This window comes from Streptomyces sp. B15 (assembly GCF_018070605.1).
GTDB classification, from domain to species: domain Bacteria; phylum Actinomycetota; class Actinomycetes; order Streptomycetales; family Streptomycetaceae; genus Streptomyces; species Streptomyces smyrnaeus.
The window spans coordinates 24,150-38,974 of the sequence record NZ_JAGPXJ010000076.1 but is presented as its reverse complement, the minus strand read 5'-3'; the positions used below and the strand labels follow the sequence as shown (position 1 = coordinate 38,974).

The following is a 14,825-nucleotide window of genomic DNA, read 5'->3' as shown; positions in this document are numbered from 1 at the left end:
CCGCCCCCTGACCCCGAGCGACCACACACGGGTGGGGGCGGCCCCTGCCGACCCCACCCGTCGGTCCCACTACAGGAAGCACGAAGCATCATGTCTGAGCTCCAGCCACTGACCGGTACCCGCGCCGTACACGACGCCCTTGGCCCCGGCGCTGCGGAATTGCTGGCCAGCCACCGCGCCACCGGCGGCTCCGCTGGCGCCCTGGCCGCAGCCGTGGAGGAGGCAGCAGCGGAAGCCGACCGTCTCCACACCGAACTTTGCGAGCACTTTGACGACGTGCTGCATGAGCTTCCCGAGCTGGCCGAAGCCGACTCCGGCGCCCTCCACCTGCTCCAGCACACCGGTATGCACCTCGCAGTACTCGCTGCCCGGTGCGACCAGCAGTGGGCTGAACTCGACAGCCTCCTCGGCTGCTTCCGTCAAGCGATGGCCCGGCCGACCGGCCCGACTTCGCGCCGCACCAACCCCTGACACCCAGGGCCTTCGGCCCTGGACCCGCCGGGGCGCGGCGGCCACCGCGCCCCGGCGGCCACCGGGCGGCCCGCTACCCACGGCACCACCCGGCTACAGGAAACACCCCCAACCGCTACGAAGGAGTTGTGTCCCATGCATCCGCAGAATCCCACACCCGCTGACCGCTGCGGGCCCGCCCCGTACATGGTCAAGCCCCGCTACCTGGCCGGGCCCTGCGACCAGGTGCCGGTGATCACAGGCAGCAACTGGCAGCAGCAGCGGGTACCTGGGCTTGGCACCGCCTACCTGCGCTGCGACGAAGCCACCGGAAGCCATTACCTGGCCCTCCACACCCCCGGCACCGAAGAACACCCCGCCCGCCTGGCCTGTGACGGCATGCCGGTCGGCTGGGAGTTCCTTGGCTACCCGGCCGCTGGACACCTGCCCTCCTGGCGGGTGATCTTCTCACCGGGCACGCCTCCGGAGCTGCCCGCCGCCCTTGCCGGCCTCCTCTCCGCAGACGAGGAGCCCGCGCCGCACGAGGTAACCGACGCGGGCGAGGCGACCGCACCGCTGGAAGCGGCCGGATGGATCCGCGACCTGGGGCACGAGTGCTCCTGGTTCTCCCCCGGCGACCAGCAGGCCGCCGTCGTCACCCCCACCAGCCCCGCAAACCCCACCCGCGAGGAACAAAGCTGGCTGCTGGCGGCCCGCAATCGTGACCGCGACGAGGCGCTCTGGCTCACACAGGCCACCCCCCAAACCCCCACCGCCCTCATCCGCGCCCTGTGCGCACAACTGGCCGACCCCGCCCCCGTACCACGCCACCGCGAGCCTGGTACCGGCCCAGTCACCGTCATCCGTCCCTGAATCCCTCAGCTCGCCGGTGCCGGGCCCGCGCACAGGGGCCCGGCACCCCCCCCGATGACCAAGGAGGCCCTCGATGACCGACAGCGCACAGCTCAACCCGGAGACCCTCGCGTTGATCAACGACCACCTTCTCGCGGGCGATTCACTGCGCCTTCTTACGCACTGCCCGCCCGAGCATCCGCTCTACGCCCTGGCCCAAGCCATCCTCAGCACCGCAGCCGCCGTCGAGGAAACCCGCTCGGACTTCCTCGCCTACGCCCAGCTCCGTGCCCCGGTCGCGCGCTGGGTGCTGGAACAGGCCGAGGGCGCAGGTGAACACACACGCGCCCGCAAAGACCTCATCCAGATGCTCGCCGCCTACCGGCACGCGGTGATCAACGCCGAATGGCTATAGGCCCCTGGGAACGGGGCCCGCTGGAGTCGGGAACTCCCCACCCCGAGCGGGCCTCGTGCCGTATGTGACGGGCGCAAGCCGGTCAGCGACCGCTACCCCTGCTTCTCGTTACCACTGTCAGACCGCATGACAGCCGAAGACCGCCACCCACCTCTTCCCCTTGCATCACCTGTCCGAGGAAGGCCGTTATGAATTTTTCCGCAGGTGACCGCATCGAGCTGGTTCACACCACCGACCCATACACCCATCTCGAACCAGGAGACCTGGGAACCGTGCGCCGGTACGACCCGCTGCTGGACCACCTCTACGTCGACTGGGACAGCGGCTCCCACCTCACCCTGCTCCCCCACGCGGGAGACCGCGCCCACCACGCCCCCTCCCTGTAGGGCGGGTCCGGTAGACGGATCGGACCTTGCGGCGGCGGTGTCGTTGTCGCCGGTGAGCTTGACTCTATCGGGGATCTTGGTGTTTCGCGGTGCGGCAGCCTGATCAACGGGCATGCTCAGACGCGTCCGATGACCGATGCAGCCATCGAGGTGCCCGTTGTCCCTCCGTCCCCGTTCCGGTGAGCAAGTCCCGCCTCTGACCGCGCAGATCGCGCGGGCGAGCAACCCGGACGGCACGACAGCGATATGGGTCCGCGACCGGCTGGACGGGCTGTGGGGCGACGAGGACTTCGCCGACTGCTACCCCCGCGACGGGCGCCCGGGCCTCTCGCCCGCCCAGCTGGCCACCGTCTGCGTGCTGCAGTTCCTGCTCGGCCTGTCGGACCGGCAGGCCGCCGAGGCGGTCCGCTGCCGCATCGACTTCAAGTGCGCCATGGCCATGGAGTTGGACGATCCCGGCTTCCACCACAGCGTGCTGGCCGACTTCCGCGGCCGTCTCGCCGAGGACGGCCGTGCCGACCGCCTGCTGGACCTTGCGCTGGCTCGCCTGAAGGAAGCCGGGCTGGTACGCGAGCGCACCACGCAGCGCACCGACTCCACCCACGTCCTGGCCGCAGTGCGCGACCTCACCCGGCTGGAGCTGGTCACCGAGGCCGTCCGCGCCGGGCTGGCTTCGGCGGTAAGCCGTTCACCATGAAACCGACGTTCAAGTGCTCCCCGGAGTGCAGCACTTCGGGTCCAGCATGGGAGGGGTCACCGACTTGGTCAACCGCCAGCCAGGACCTGCACTCCGCCTCCGCGACATTCACCCACGAGTGGACAGGCGGGACCGCCACTGAGGTTTCCGGACTGCAGCTTGACTGGTCCTTCACCGGTGACGTCGTCGGTTCCCCGGGGGCTATCATTTCGAAGTCGTTGGGCAACTCCACGCCGGACTTCGACGTTCGCTGCGACGTGGTGCGCTCCTCCACGCCGGGCTGTGTGTTCGACGCCTACAAGCCGACGTGGGTGATGAACTTCAAGAAGACCCCCGTCGCGGTCGCACACGCCTGGCTCGTGCAGACCAAGCTGCCCAACCACCCCGGCTCCAAGAGTGCGGGCAAGCCGATGAAGTTCCTGCCCCAGCTGGGGACGGCCGGCTGGACCCCGAACGACAGCCGGGACGTGATCTGCCCCACGAACCCCGACAGCACGGGCTGGGCGACCAAGTACGGAAACCCGGACACCACCACCCTTCCGGAGTTCACCCCCACCAACAAAGACCCGAAGTCGTGCGACGAGTTCGCCTACGCGGGCAGCTACAACAGTGCCGGCATGCCGGATAGGTTCGGCGGGATGAACCCGGTCGCTTCCGGTGACGAGTGCCTGCAGACCTACGGGACCCGGTACGCCCCTGGCGTGTGGAAGCTGTATGACGACACCCGGTTCGCCGCACCCACCTACAAGGAGGTCTGCGGCCGGTCGTCCATGTCGAACTGGCAAAACACCCAGTCGATGAAGCCGTTCGGCTCCACGTTCTCGGGAGAGGCCAACAACCGACTCATCGACGGTGACGAATACTGGGTTGCTTTCCCCGAGTTCGCGCACTGCGGCACCGAGGACAAGCTGACCTGCACCGTACCCAAGCCGTAACGTCGGCCTGATCGAACGATCGGGTGGGGCAGGGGGCGGCTTTGGCTGTCTCCTGCTCCACCCGCCTGAAACACCACTGCACGAATGGAGCACGCCGTGTCCGATGGTCTCGAATGGGTCGAAGACGTCTGGTTCAGCATGGGCGACTACGGCAACCTGTACTTCACCTGCGCCCGGGGTATCAGCCCGCAAGAACTCGCCGCCCGCGTAGCCGGGCAACCAGTCGATATCCTGCCCGCGCTGACCCTCCGCGAAGCAGCCGACGTTGTGGCCGACAAGAAGACCGTCCACTCGGTCGGCCGTATCGGAACCAGCGGCGAATGGTCCTACCTGGTGGAAACCGGCGAGTGCCCCGGATGGGATCTCCCGGCGGAGGTGTCCCGCGACGGGGCGGAGGTACTGGTCCTCGACCCGCAGATGGACAATCCGCCGCACATCATGACCTACTCCAAAGACGGCCGGGGCCTGTCCCTCTGCATGTTCGATGCCTACGGAGACACAGACGGCCCGCTCAGGGACGCATTCACCGAGGCCGGGCTATTCAACGACGAGGATGAAGAAGAAGACCTCAACCCCGACCAGCTGCTGCTCCGGGCAGTCGGGGACTACCTCAACCTCTCCCTGCCCCGGAACACCATCCTGGAGGGGCGTCTCCCGGCGGTCATCACCCGAATCTCGCCCCCGTCATGACGCGCGATAGGTGTCCTCTCCGCTTCGCCTAAGAGGTCATCTCATTTGGTGAGTCTGCGGTAGCAGATGAGGGTGCAGGCGATGCTGGTGAAGGCGAGGAAGTGCTCGGCCTTGCGCTCGTAGCGGCGGTGGAGGCGGCGGCAGCCGGCGAGCCAGGCCATGCTCCGTTCGACGGTCCAGCGGTGACGGCCGAGTCGTTGCGAAGTGTCGGTGCCTTTGCGAGCGATGCGGTGCCGGATGCCCCGCCCCGACAGCCATCGCCGCAGGTGGGTGTAGTCGTATCCCTTGTCACCGTGGAGTTTGCCCGGCCTGCGCCGCCTCGGTCCCCGGCGGGACCGGATCGGTGGTATGCCCTTCACCAGCGGGATCAGGGCCTGGCTGTCATGCAGATTGGCGCCCGAGACGCCGATGGACAGGGGCAGACCGGTCCGCTCAGTGATCAGATGGATCTTCGAGCCGTACTTGCCCCGGTCAACAGGATTCGGACCCGTCAGGTCCCCCTTTTCAGGGCCCGCAGGTTCACCGAGTCGATCGCGCACCGGGACCAGTCCAGGCCGCCACGGGAGCCAAGTTCGTCCAGGACCAGCCGGTGCAGCTTCGCCCAGACACGGGCCTTCGACCACTCGGTGAACCGGCGATGAGCCGTCGCGCCGGACGGCCCGAATGACGCAGCGGGCAGTTGCTGCCACGTGCACCCCGACGTCGCCACGAACACGATCGCGGCCAGGACCTCGCGATCGCCGTGACGACGCCGGCCACCGCCCTGAGGGCGCGACGGCACATCCGGCACCACCTGCTGGAACAGCTCCCACAACTCGTCCGGCACCAGCCACTCAACGATCCCCACCACGCCCAACAGCCTACCGAGCCAAATGAGATGACCTCTAAATGCGGGTGTCTGCAGTCGTCCACCTGTTGCTGCCCACAGAGTCTTCACATCATGAATCAGGAGAACCAGCTTGCCGGAAACACACAGTGATCTTCGCAGCGGGCGCTGCATACGGCAGGGTGTAGAAGTGCATGAGGAAGGGAGCCCACGCCGAACTGTGAGCGGGCGCGGCGCTCATCACCGAGATCTGGGCGCCTCCGCGTGGTGCGCGGGCACCGGGAACGACACGGGGCCCCGGTCCACGGTGAGGCGGTCCAGCTCGTCGCAGATGCGTTCCCGCCGAGGCCGGGCCGACCCCGGCGACCCTCCAGGAGTTGCGGTAAGTCGGCGTGTTGGGCACGTCGATACCGGTGCCGGACATGCCCGCAGTGTGCCACCGAGCTGCCGCTGACGGAGCAGCGAGGCGGCTGACGGCCGCGAGCGGGTGCACGTGTAGGGCACCCATATGCGATTCGTCGCATTCGGCGACGGCAAGCTGGAGGGCGTGGGCCCCCTGACGTCAGGGGGCCCACACCGGTCACGGGGGATTTCAGGATGTCGATGAGTCGTCGGCGCTGGAGTCGCGCCAGGAAGCTCCCCGCTGATCGGTTTGCTTGTGGACGATGTCGGGTTCGGGAGGCTGAGGCCAAACGATCAGATAGTAGTCCTCGACTGGTTCTTCAACGAAGCCGTCCGGCTCGGTATCACGACCGCGCGCATGGACTCTGACCCGGTAGTGGCCTGCCCCGTGGGGTGTGAGGACGGGCAGGTCAGCGGGGCCGTCCATCATGTGGCTGGCTCTGACCTGCCCGTATGGTGCGTGGAGGCTGTGATCGATGACTTCGTCCCAGGCATGGGTGTCCACGGTCTCCGGCGCTTGTGAGCGAACCTCGACGTCGACCTGTACAGGCCCGCCCTGTACACCGGTCATCACCACCGCGATGCCGTCCTGCGAGAAGACCAGGCCGTTGACGGGACGGATCTCTGTAGGAGGAGGGATGTCTGTATCGCAGAGGTAGAACATGCCGTAGTCGGCGTCTACTTGCTCGCTGCCGGTAGTGGGCGATTCGGTCATGGTCTCCACGCTACGGGATGCTCAGTCGATCACCGAGACGAAGAATTTATCCTTCTCGATGACTCGGTTTTCGAGATAGAATTTCTTCAGGGCGGTCCCTCCGCCGCTGTTCTGCCCTTCCTTGATCATGCAGGCTGACCAGCCCTTGGCGCCAGTTCCAGGGTTGAGCTTCTTGATCTGGCACCAGCTGAACGTGCGACCAGACGCGGGGGTATTGGGCGACTGCGTGTAGGCACCTTCCCAGGTGGATCGGAAGGGATACTCGTCGCAGCTGTAGCCTGTAGGTCGGGGATAGCCGCCCTTGGACGCCTGAGGGCAAGCTCGATCACCATTGCGCCTGGCCTTCTTCCTGTCGGTCATTCGCGTCAGTGGAGTCCCGTCCGGGTAGGCCCCGGGCAGCCCGGATGCCAGAGCATCGCTCAGGTGGCGTGCGAACTCCGGATTCGCCCCGGACCGGCTTACCTGGAAGACGGGCCTGTAGTCAGGCACAACGCAGCCAGTACCCGATATACCGGGTGTGGCGTTGTCGCAGCGTATTCCACCTCCGGGTTCCGAAAGCATCAGATTGCTGGGTTTTGCCCCCGGCTTGAGGAACTGGAAGATGATGCTTGATTTCCCTGTTCCTACGGCACCTGACTCGGTGACGGTGCTTTCCGGGTTGATCTGTCCGTAGGCGTATCCCTTTGTCTTGACAGGCTGCCTGGGGAATTCGACGTTCTCGCTCGGAAGCTTGCAGGCGCCCTCGCACCTTCCTTGGCCCTGGAGCAGGATGCCTGTGGTGTCGCCGGTTTCGGATCCTTCAATCCAATCGATCGACAACTGGTGGCCCCACGCGGACGTTTTGTACTCGGTGAAGAGGTAGTCGTCCCTCAGGTACTCCAGCCTGCCGATCTGCTTGCGTGTCTTCTGGTCCACGAGCTTCAGTTCCCACACACTGACGGCACATGCCTTGTCCCGGAAGAACAACCAATTGCCGGAGCCGTCGGCATAGTCGTAGCACCAGTCGGGTAGCGGTACGCGAGTACGGCCGGCCGCGGAGAGGCGCGAGGACTTCAGATGCTCGCGGGCCGCGCCAGGACGCGCCGAAGCGTGCGGCAGTGAACTGATCTTCACGTTGCGGACGGGGTCAGTGCATAGAGCTGTGCCGGTGGCCTGAGAGCTGCGTGACCGGATACGGGCCTGCAATTTGCTGCAGCTTTGCGGGTTCGGACTGGCAGATTTTACGACGGGGATGGGTTTTATCCCGGCTTTTTCTGCGGCGGCCTGTGTGGAGTGGGACGACGCTTCGGTGTTGCCGGGTGGTTGCGCGGCGACGGCTTGAAGAGGTAATAGCGCGAGCGCCATGCCAACGAGAGAAGCACGGAAGGTGATTCTCACAGAAGTCCCTTCACTCGGCCTCCGAGGAGCGGCGTTGCAAGCCACTGACTGAACGATGGCGATGTGGCTGGAACTCCGAGCACAATCGGTGATGACTGGCTGAATCCCCCCGAAGTAGTCGAACAGATGTAGTGCGCAAGGAAAGTTATATGGGTCTCTGCACTGCTTGAAAGTGGAAAATCAGCCACAAGCTGCCTGGCCTACTCGTCGCCGACTGGGCGCCGGCGGTCTGGGAGGTGACGATCGCGGTCGAGACCGAGGCGAAACAGCCTGCGAGCACCAGCGCGCCCAGCGAGGCCCACATGCCCACCACGCAGATCCCGGAGAGAGAGGCCAGCAGGTTGACCCGTAGGAACTCCGGCACCGCTGGCAGCTCGCACCCTTCGACGCGGTCACACACCGTGCGGTACCAGAAGTACAGGTAGGGGCGCATGGTGTTGGCCCGCACCTCGTCGGCGAAGTTCGGCGTGGTCAGCCACCAGTGCATCATGCCGCGCGCGTTACGGGCCGCCACCGTACGGTTGTGGACCTTGTAGGAGATCCGGGCAGAGAACAGCCCGCCCAGCCCACGCGGCGCGATGGACAACAACAGCACCGCCAGCAGCAGCGGGTGAAGCACCGCCAGGACCGACGTGGCCGAGGCGAGCTGCACGAGCCCTTAGGTGAGCTGCTTGGCGTCCTCCGCCAGATCGACCGCGCTGTGCGCCGATCTCGGCGGCCTGGGCGGCCTCGGTGGAGCCTCCGTGGTCGAAGGCGTTCACCTCGACCCGCATCTGCGGGTCCCTCATCACCAGATCCACGGCGGAGGCCACCTGGGGGTTCAACCGCCGCGTCGCCCAGTCCGCCACGATCCAGGCAGCGCCGCCCATCGCGGGGGCGGCCTCCCGCAGCCGGGCCCTGGGGCGGGGGGTGTTTCGTGTGGCCGGGTGGTGCCGTGGGTAGCGGGCCGCCCGGTGGCCGCCGGGGCGCGGTGGCCGCCGCGCCCCGGCGGGTCCAGGGCCGAAAGCCCTGGGTGTCAGGGGTTGGTGCGGCGCGGAGTGGGGCCGGTCGGCCGGGCCATCGCTTGACGGAAGCAGCCGAGGAGGCTGTCGAGTTCAGCCCACTGCTGGTCGCACCGGGCAGCGAGTACTGCGAGATGCGTACCGGTGTGCTGGAGCAGGTGGAGGGCGCCGGAGTCGGCTTCGGCCAGCTCGGGAAGCTCATGCAGCACGTCGTCAAAGTGGTCGCAAAGTTCGGTGTGGAGACGGTCGGCTTCCGCTGCTGCCTCCTCCACGGCTGCGGCCAGGGCGCCAGCGGAGCCGCCGGTGGCGCGGTGGGTGGCCAGCAGTTCCGCAGCGTCGGGGCCAAGGGCGTCGTGTACGGCGCGGGTGCCGGTCAGTGGCTGGAGCTCAGACATGGTGTTTCGTGCTTCCTGTAGTGGGGCGGACGGGTGGGGGCCGCCCCCCACCCGTGTGGTCGTCGGGGTCAGGGGGCGGCGGTCAGGGCCGCCGTTGCCGCTTTGCTGATCGCGGCCACGGCTTCAGCCGGGTCGGTCAGTTCCACATGGGTGGCGCCGGGCAGCGGCCCTTCCAGACGGTCGGGGTTGCGGGGGGCGAAGGTCAGCCACAGCACCGCGCATCCGGATTTCCTCAGCGCGGCGATGCGTTCTGCGGCCCGTTGCCGGGTGCGCTTGCCGTAGTCGCCGTCGGAGGCGATCACGGCCAGGCGTGCGGCTCCAGGCCGGGCGAGGTCCACTCCGGCGTCGAGGATGTCGAGGGCCTCGGCCAGGCTGTGCCCCATGCCCGTGGCCTGGAACTTGGTCACCTGCCCGGAAGCGCGGCCGGGGGCGCTGATGGCAGTGATGCCGAGGTCGAAGGCGACTGCGGCGACGCGGGAGTCGGGGTCGGTCAAGGCGGTGGCCCTGGCGAGAATCCAGGCGGCCGAAGCGATGGGCCCCTCGGCTGCCTGCATGGAGCCGGAGACGTCGACGGCGATTGAGGCTTGTCCCGCAAAGATCGGTTTGAGTATCCGGCCCGGGGCGCATTGCCCCGGGCTTGCGGCCCATCAGGCGGCCGTCCCGCCCGCGTTGCGGATCAGCCGCTGGAGCACCTTCACCGTGGTGACGTAGTCCGCGTCGTCGATGCCCTCGTGGAGGGCGGCTCGGATCGCGGGGGCGTTGCGGGCCAGGTCGATGCGGGCCTGTTCCCCTTCCGGGGTGAGCCACAGCCGGTCCTTGGTGTCCTGGGTCAGCCAGCCACGTTCAAGGAGCCCCTCGGCCTCCGCCGCCAAGTCGTCCTCGGGACGGATGTAGGAGGACATGGCCTCCCGCAGCTCGGGCAAGGTCATCCCCTCACCGTCGGGTGAGATGTCATTCACCGACAGGTTGCGCAGCAGCCAGAACTGGGGCTGGGTGTAGCCCTTTTCGGCTTGCTGGGCCCGGGTGTACGCGATGAGGGCCTCGTAGGCGACACCGGTCCAGTATGCGGCGGGCTGTCCGGCGAGTTCGGTGTCGGAGATCTGCTGGGTCGTCATGGGGTATCCCCTCCAGGCGCTTCAGCGTGGAGCCCGCACACCGACCGTATGACTTCAAGTGCGGGTGAAGTCAATCAGGTGATCTTCCGGGCGACTGTGGGGGCGGGAAAGGGGAGCCCTGCCTCTGGTCCGCAACCTGGAAGTACTTGAGGCGTCGGCCCTCGCCATGGTCCGGGTCCGGTCACGGGGCTGCCCCAGGATTTCCTGTAACGGCTGTTCGTAGATGGTCTTGCGATGGCTGGCGTGATCACGGCATCGGAACCGTCCTGGATAGCCCCGTTTGCGGGGCTGAGCCCGCGCTGCTTCGGCAAGTTGATGGCTACAGTTCGCCGCGAGGGCGTGGCCGACAGGCACCGCGGCCGACCGTGGAGCCTGTCTCTGGAGGACCGGATCCTGCTGGTCGTTATGTACTCGCGCACGAACTTGACGCTGCGCTAGGGCGCTGGTTTGTGGCCCGGCCGGGGGCGGTGGCGCGTGCCGTGTGCGGGCGCGGGCCACCGCCGCCCACTGAGGCGGTCAGTTGGGGGTACTGGTATGGGTGTCGCTTTGGGGCGGGGCGTACTGGTAGCGGCGGGGGCTGTCGCTGACCTGTCGGGCGATGCCGTTCTTGGCCAGCTTGGCGAGGTTGTTGGCGATGGCGCCGGAGCTGTGCTCAAGGTGGCGGCTGATCTTGGTTGCGGTGAACGCTTCGTCGGGGTGGGCGGCCAGGAAAGCGGTGACCATCTCGCGCAGGGCTCCCGGGCGCAGCCTGCCGTTGTCGGTGAGGGTGTCGGAGGGGCGCCAGTGCCCGCAGGTGGGGCACATCTTCCCGGGCTCAGGGCGGGGGATTTCCGCTGACGGCTGGGAGGCGCTGGCCACCGGGGTGGGGTCGCCGGTCTTCGCGACGGGCTCGGCGGGGGACTGCGGCCCCTCCTCCTGCACAGGTGCACCGCCCCCGGTCTGGGGAGCGGTGGACTGGGCATCGTGCGGCGCCGCGTCGGAGTGCTCCTCGGGCGGGTTGTCTGCCTGTTCCGCATCCGGGTCCGGGTCCGAGGTGTGTGCTGGCTGGTCCTGCTGGGGTGCGGGTTCGGCGCGCTCGTCGGGCTGCACCTCGGGGTTCGACGCTGGGCTTTGCGGTGCTCCCGCCTCCGCGTCAGTGGCCGGGTGCGCTTGTGCGGATTCGCCGCTCTCCGGGTGGGAGTCCGTCGGCGCGGCCTCCGGTTCCGCCGATTCCGCATTGTCGGTCTCCGGCGCGGCGGTGCCCGGCTTGGGTTCGCTTTCCTGGTCGGGGAGCGGGTGCACTTGGCCGGGTGCGGTGTCGGGGTGCGGGTACCAGAGGTCCGGGGTGGCCTTGCCGGGTGTGGGGTCGCCCTTTTCACGCAGGGCGATCTGTTGGCCTTCCAGGGTGGCGAGGGCCTTGCCCGCGGTCGAGCGGCCGAGTCCGGCGGCGACGGCGAGGGCTGTGGCGCTGGATCCGGGGTGGTCGGTGAGGGCCTGGAAGATCTGGGCGCGGGCGCCGGTCAGCTCACTGGTGTCAGTGATCGTGCGGGTGCGGACGGACTTCTCCGTGTTGTCTGTCATGAGGGAACCTCAATCGGCTGCGTGTCGCGGTGGGATGGGGTCCCCGGCCGGGGTGCGGCCCCGGGCGCACGGTGGGTGCACTGTGGGGTCGCGGGCGGTGCGGGCCGCATGCGCGGTGCGGTTGATCCCGCTTCGCCGACGTCCATGGACGCTCGCCACCCCCAATCCCGTCAAGCGGGATCACCCCAGGTCAGAAGAGTTCTGAGAAGGTCCTACGGGTGCAGTAGCGGGTGTGGTGGGTGCGGTCGGGTGCGCGGCATCCAGGCGGGTGCGCAACGCGCGGGCGCGGTCTTGGCCCAGGTGCAGTGCCCGGCGTAGGTATCGGATGCTGGCCGGGCGGCCCGTGCGTTGCTGTACCGCTTCGTCCAGGGTGCGTGTGCGGGTGAACAGTTCGTCGCTGATGACGGGCTCACCCTGGTGGTGGCCGTCAGGCGCGTTGGGGCCCCCGGGTGCGGTTCCGTCTCGCGCGGGTTCGGGGGAGGCGTCGGCCGGGTGCGTACCGGCCGCAGGGGATGTTTGTGTGTGCTGCTGCGCGCGGGTGAGGAGCTTCCGGTAGGCGGCGATGGTTTCGGCCAGGCCGGTCAGCAGGAGGCATGGGGCGAGGTGGAGCAGTACGGCGGCTGGATCGGCGTTGCTGGGCCACCCGACCTTCCCGTCGGGCCATAGCGAGGCCCAGGTGTTTATGGCTGCGGCGGTGGTTCCCGCCCACCAGCGCAGGGCGGTCGACCAGGCGGGCGGGGTCAGTCCCCAGGAGGCGAGGCGTGCGTCGGCGTACAGCACGATGGCCAGGGTGAGGGCCAGCATCGGGTCGAGCAGTACGGCGATGGCCAACGGTACGCCCCGGGCGGTGGCGAAGAGGGTGACGTTGACCGCGGTGAAGGCCAGTGAGAGGAGCCCGACTGCGCACAGTGCTTTGGTGAGGTTATGCAGCAGGCGCTCGGCTTCTTCGGGAGGCGCAGACGGCGGACGTCTCATCGACGGTGCTCTCGTTGGGTGGGGCGGGTGGCGGCGTAGAAGTCGTGGCCGGCGTATTTGTAGGACTCGTAGCGGACGGTGGTGCCGGGTTTGGGGGCGTGGATCATCCGGCCCTCTCCGGCGTAGAGGCCGACGTGGTGGAGGTTCCTGGGGCGTCCGTAGAAGACGAGGTCTCCTGGTCTCAGCGGGCTACCGGAGGGCACTTTGCGGGTGGCGCGGTACTGCTCCTCGGCCGTACGCGGCAGGGTGATTCCGGCCGCTGCGTAAGCTGCTTTGGTCAGGCCCGAGCAGTCGAAGCCTCCCTCGGCTCCTCCGTCGCCGCCCCATACGTAGCGGGCGCCGAGCTGCGAGCGGGCAAAGGCGAGGGCCTTACCAACTGCTCCTCCGGCGGCGGGCGCGGCGCCGTAGCGCCGTGCGGTGCGGAGGACTTTGCGTACGTACCAGTCGGCGTGGTTGTAGGCGAAGAGCGCGCCGCGCAAGTCTTTACCGTCCTTCGCGCCGTTGGCGCACAGCATCCTGGCGGCGGCGTAGACGGCATCGACCGGGTCCCACGGGGTGGGTGGCTTCTTGCCCCCGGGCGGTACGGGGTGGGCGTACTGATCGAAGGTGGGCTTGAGGAATTGCATGGGTCCGAGCGCACCCGCGCTGGAGCGCAGGGTGGGGTGGCGGCCGTGGTTGGACTCCACTTTGCCGATGGCCGCCAGGATGGTCCAGGACAGGCCGGGGCACACGGGCGCAGCCCGCTGGTAGAGGGCCAGGTAAGCGGGCGGGATGTCGTTCCTGGCGTACTTGCTGGGTGCCTCGAAGCCGGAGGTTGCTGCCGCTGCCCCGTTGCTGAGTCTCGTGGTCAGTGCGGCGCCTCCCACGAGGGTGAGCAGGATGAGGAAGAAGACGCCGCCGAGTGCGGCGCCGAGGGCTTTGGTCATCGGCGACTTGTTGGATTCGTGGGCGGCAGTGGCGGCACGGGGAGGGTAAGGAGGGAGTCTGCTTCGCTGGCTTCTGCCTTGTAGGCCGGCGTCAGGTCCGGCCAGCGGGAGGCGAGGGCGGCGAGTTCGGTGCGCCGGGCTGGTGGATCGAGAGGCAGCCACCATCGGCCCCAGGGGGTGTCGGTGGTGAAGTCGGCCGACGCGGTGGCGACGCGCAGGTGGAGGCTGCGGGCCGGTTCGGTGAGCCGTCGTCGCAGGGCTGCCTCGCGGGAGGCGGTGCGGGTGTGGATGAGCAGGGCTGGTCGGGCGCCGGTGGCGGTGGTGAAGGCGGCGTAGGAGGCGAGTTTCGCCTCGACGCGGGCCAGTTGTTCGCTGCCGGTGTCGTATTCGAGGAAAAAGGGCACTTCCCGCCATCCGTCGTCGTACCAGTGGGCGTATGCGTCGGGGTGGACGAGGTCGCCCCAGCGGCGGACGCTGGAGCGTGCGGACAGCCAGAGCGTCAGGCGTGTGTGTGTGGTGTGGGCGTGTGCGGCCAGGAGGGTGAGCAGCTCGTTGGTGCCCAGGTCGTGGCCGAGGGTGGGGGAGTAGGCGATGCGCCCGGTGTGGGAGGGGCGCCAGCCCATCTCGGAGGGGTCGCAGCCTGCTTGTGCGGCGAGGAGGGCGGCGCCGGCGGGGCCGAGGGTGTAGTGCTCGGGGCCCGAGCCGCTTTGCACCAGGGGGCGGAAGGAGTCCAGGAGCGCGTACTCGTAGAGCGCGCGCAGGCGGCGTTGCGCGGTGCGCAGGGAGGGAAAAGCCAGGCGGGTGATCTGTCGTGTGGTCAATACGCGGTGTTCGTGCAGCATCCAGGCCAGCCACTGGTCGCGGTCGGTGATCCGGTGCACGAGGGGGGTCAGATTGACGTGGTGAGGCTGGCGGTTGGGCCGGGCGCGGGAGAAGGCGGCGCGGGCGGTGTAGCGGGAGCCGGGGCCGTGGGAGGAGCGGGGAAGGGCGGGCGACATACGGGTTCACCACCAGAAGGTCAGCGATCAAGTGCGAGGAAGAGGGCGGGCGCCAGCTGTGCCGTAGGTGCAGAGGAGGTCTGGCGGCACGCGAGGCCGCGTGGGTCGGC

The 14,825-nt window shown here is 68.2% G+C and carries 18 protein-coding genes and 1 pseudogene; 8 read left to right on the top strand and 11 right to left on the bottom strand.

Features of this window, described 5'->3' with window-relative positions; translation table 11 throughout:
• Positions 1-90 precede the first annotated feature (90 nt).
• The 7 genes from KBY19_RS27400 to KBY19_RS27370 all read left to right on the top strand — a co-directional run bounded on the left by KBY19_RS27400 (position 91) and on the right by KBY19_RS27370 (position 4,425).
• The gene (locus KBY19_RS27400) at positions 91-471 is read left to right on the top strand and encodes a hypothetical protein (RefSeq protein ID WP_210966912.1); all 381 of its coding nucleotides are present in this window, start codon (positions 91-93) and stop codon (positions 469-471) included.
• Positions 472-606: 135 nt separating this feature from the next.
• Positions 607-1,323 (top strand): DUF317 domain-containing protein, encoded by a 717-nt coding sequence (locus KBY19_RS27395; RefSeq protein WP_210966911.1) that lies wholly within the window; start codon positions 607-609, stop codon positions 1,321-1,323.
• A gap of 73 nt (positions 1,324-1,396) precedes the next feature.
• Positions 1,397-1,717 carry a hypothetical protein gene (locus tag KBY19_RS27390; protein WP_210966910.1) on the top strand — a complete coding sequence of 107 codons (321 nt, stop codon included), beginning with the start codon at positions 1,397-1,399 and terminating at the stop codon, positions 1,715-1,717.
• Positions 1,718-1,905: 188 nt separating this feature from the next.
• Positions 1,906-2,103 (top strand): DUF4314 domain-containing protein, encoded by a 198-nt coding sequence (locus KBY19_RS27385; protein WP_210966909.1) that lies wholly within the window; start codon positions 1,906-1,908, stop codon positions 2,101-2,103.
• Between the two features lie 157 nt (positions 2,104-2,260).
• A complete protein-coding gene (locus KBY19_RS27380) occupies positions 2,261-2,800 on the top strand; it encodes a transposase (RefSeq protein WP_247691471.1) in 540 nt (179 codons plus the stop codon).
• A 218-nt stretch (positions 2,801-3,018) separates the two neighbouring features.
• A complete protein-coding gene (locus KBY19_RS27375; RefSeq protein ID WP_210966915.1) occupies positions 3,019-3,735 on the top strand; it encodes a hypothetical protein in 717 nt (238 codons plus the stop codon).
• A gap of 96 nt (positions 3,736-3,831) precedes the next feature.
• Positions 3,832-4,425, top strand: a complete 594-nt coding sequence (locus KBY19_RS27370; RefSeq protein ID WP_210966908.1) for a hypothetical protein — start codon at positions 3,832-3,834, stop codon at positions 4,423-4,425.
• A 41-nt stretch (positions 4,426-4,466) separates the two neighbouring features.
• Here the strand turns inward: KBY19_RS27370 and KBY19_RS27365 are convergent.
• The 7 genes from KBY19_RS27365 to KBY19_RS27335 form a co-directional block, all read right to left on the bottom strand.
• A protein-coding gene (locus KBY19_RS27365; RefSeq protein WP_307843637.1) for an IS5 family transposase occupies positions 4,467-5,266 on the bottom strand; the annotation gives its coding sequence in 2 pieces (ribosomal slippage) (positions 4,467-4,928 and positions 4,931-5,266; 798 coding nt in all).
• A 577-nt stretch (positions 5,267-5,843) separates the two neighbouring features.
• Positions 5,844-6,377, bottom strand: a complete 534-nt coding sequence (locus KBY19_RS27360) for a hypothetical protein (protein ID WP_210966907.1) — start codon at positions 6,375-6,377, stop codon at positions 5,844-5,846.
• A 12-nt stretch (positions 6,378-6,389) separates the two neighbouring features.
• Positions 6,390-7,712 carry a hypothetical protein gene (locus KBY19_RS27355; protein ID WP_210966906.1) on the bottom strand — a complete coding sequence of 441 codons (1,323 nt, stop codon included), beginning with the start codon at positions 7,710-7,712 and terminating at the stop codon, positions 6,390-6,392.
• 178 nt (positions 7,713-7,890) lie between these two features.
• Entirely contained in the window at positions 7,891-8,397 is a 507-nt protein-coding gene (locus KBY19_RS27350) for a hypothetical protein (protein WP_210966905.1), read from the bottom strand.
• Between the two features lie 363 nt (positions 8,398-8,760).
• Positions 8,761-9,141: a hypothetical protein gene (locus tag KBY19_RS27345; RefSeq protein ID WP_210966904.1), complete on the bottom strand. Its 381-nt coding sequence runs from the start codon at positions 9,139-9,141 to the stop codon at positions 8,761-8,763.
• A 68-nt stretch (positions 9,142-9,209) separates the two neighbouring features.
• Positions 9,210-9,719, bottom strand: a complete 510-nt coding sequence (locus KBY19_RS27340) for a VWA domain-containing protein (protein WP_307843636.1) — start codon at positions 9,717-9,719, stop codon at positions 9,210-9,212.
• Between the two features lie 69 nt (positions 9,720-9,788).
• On the bottom strand, positions 9,789-10,256 hold the full coding sequence (locus KBY19_RS27335) for a MarR family winged helix-turn-helix transcriptional regulator (protein ID WP_210966902.1): 468 nt from the start codon (positions 10,254-10,256) through the stop codon (positions 9,789-9,791).
• A gap of 234 nt (positions 10,257-10,490) precedes the next feature.
• Here KBY19_RS27335 and KBY19_RS27330 point away from each other — a divergent pair.
• A pseudogene (locus tag KBY19_RS27330) lies at positions 10,491-10,688 on the top strand (IS5/IS1182 family transposase); the annotation flags it as partial.
• A gap of 84 nt (positions 10,689-10,772) precedes the next feature.
• On the opposite strand, the gene KBY19_RS27325 reads toward KBY19_RS27330, so the two are convergent.
• The 4 genes from KBY19_RS27325 to KBY19_RS27310 all read right to left on the bottom strand — a co-directional run bounded on the left by KBY19_RS27325 (position 10,773) and on the right by KBY19_RS27310 (position 14,715).
• Positions 10,773-11,816: a hypothetical protein gene (locus KBY19_RS27325; RefSeq protein WP_210966901.1), complete on the bottom strand. Its 1,044-nt coding sequence runs from the start codon at positions 11,814-11,816 to the stop codon at positions 10,773-10,775.
• 180 nt (positions 11,817-11,996) lie between these two features.
• Positions 11,997-12,791, bottom strand: coding sequence for a hypothetical protein (locus tag KBY19_RS27320; RefSeq protein ID WP_210966900.1), 795 nt, complete (start codon positions 12,789-12,791; stop codon positions 11,997-11,999).
• Positions 12,788-13,717, bottom strand: a complete 930-nt coding sequence (locus KBY19_RS27315) for a bifunctional lytic transglycosylase/C40 family peptidase (protein ID WP_210966899.1) — start codon at positions 13,715-13,717, stop codon at positions 12,788-12,790. Before KBY19_RS27315 ends, KBY19_RS27320 begins: the two co-directional genes overlap by 4 nt.
• Complete coding sequence (locus KBY19_RS27310; RefSeq protein ID WP_210966898.1) at positions 13,714-14,715, bottom strand: replication-relaxation family protein; 1,002 nt, start codon at positions 14,713-14,715, stop codon at positions 13,714-13,716. Before KBY19_RS27310 ends, KBY19_RS27315 begins: the two co-directional genes overlap by 4 nt.
• Positions 14,716-14,825 lie beyond the last annotated feature (110 nt).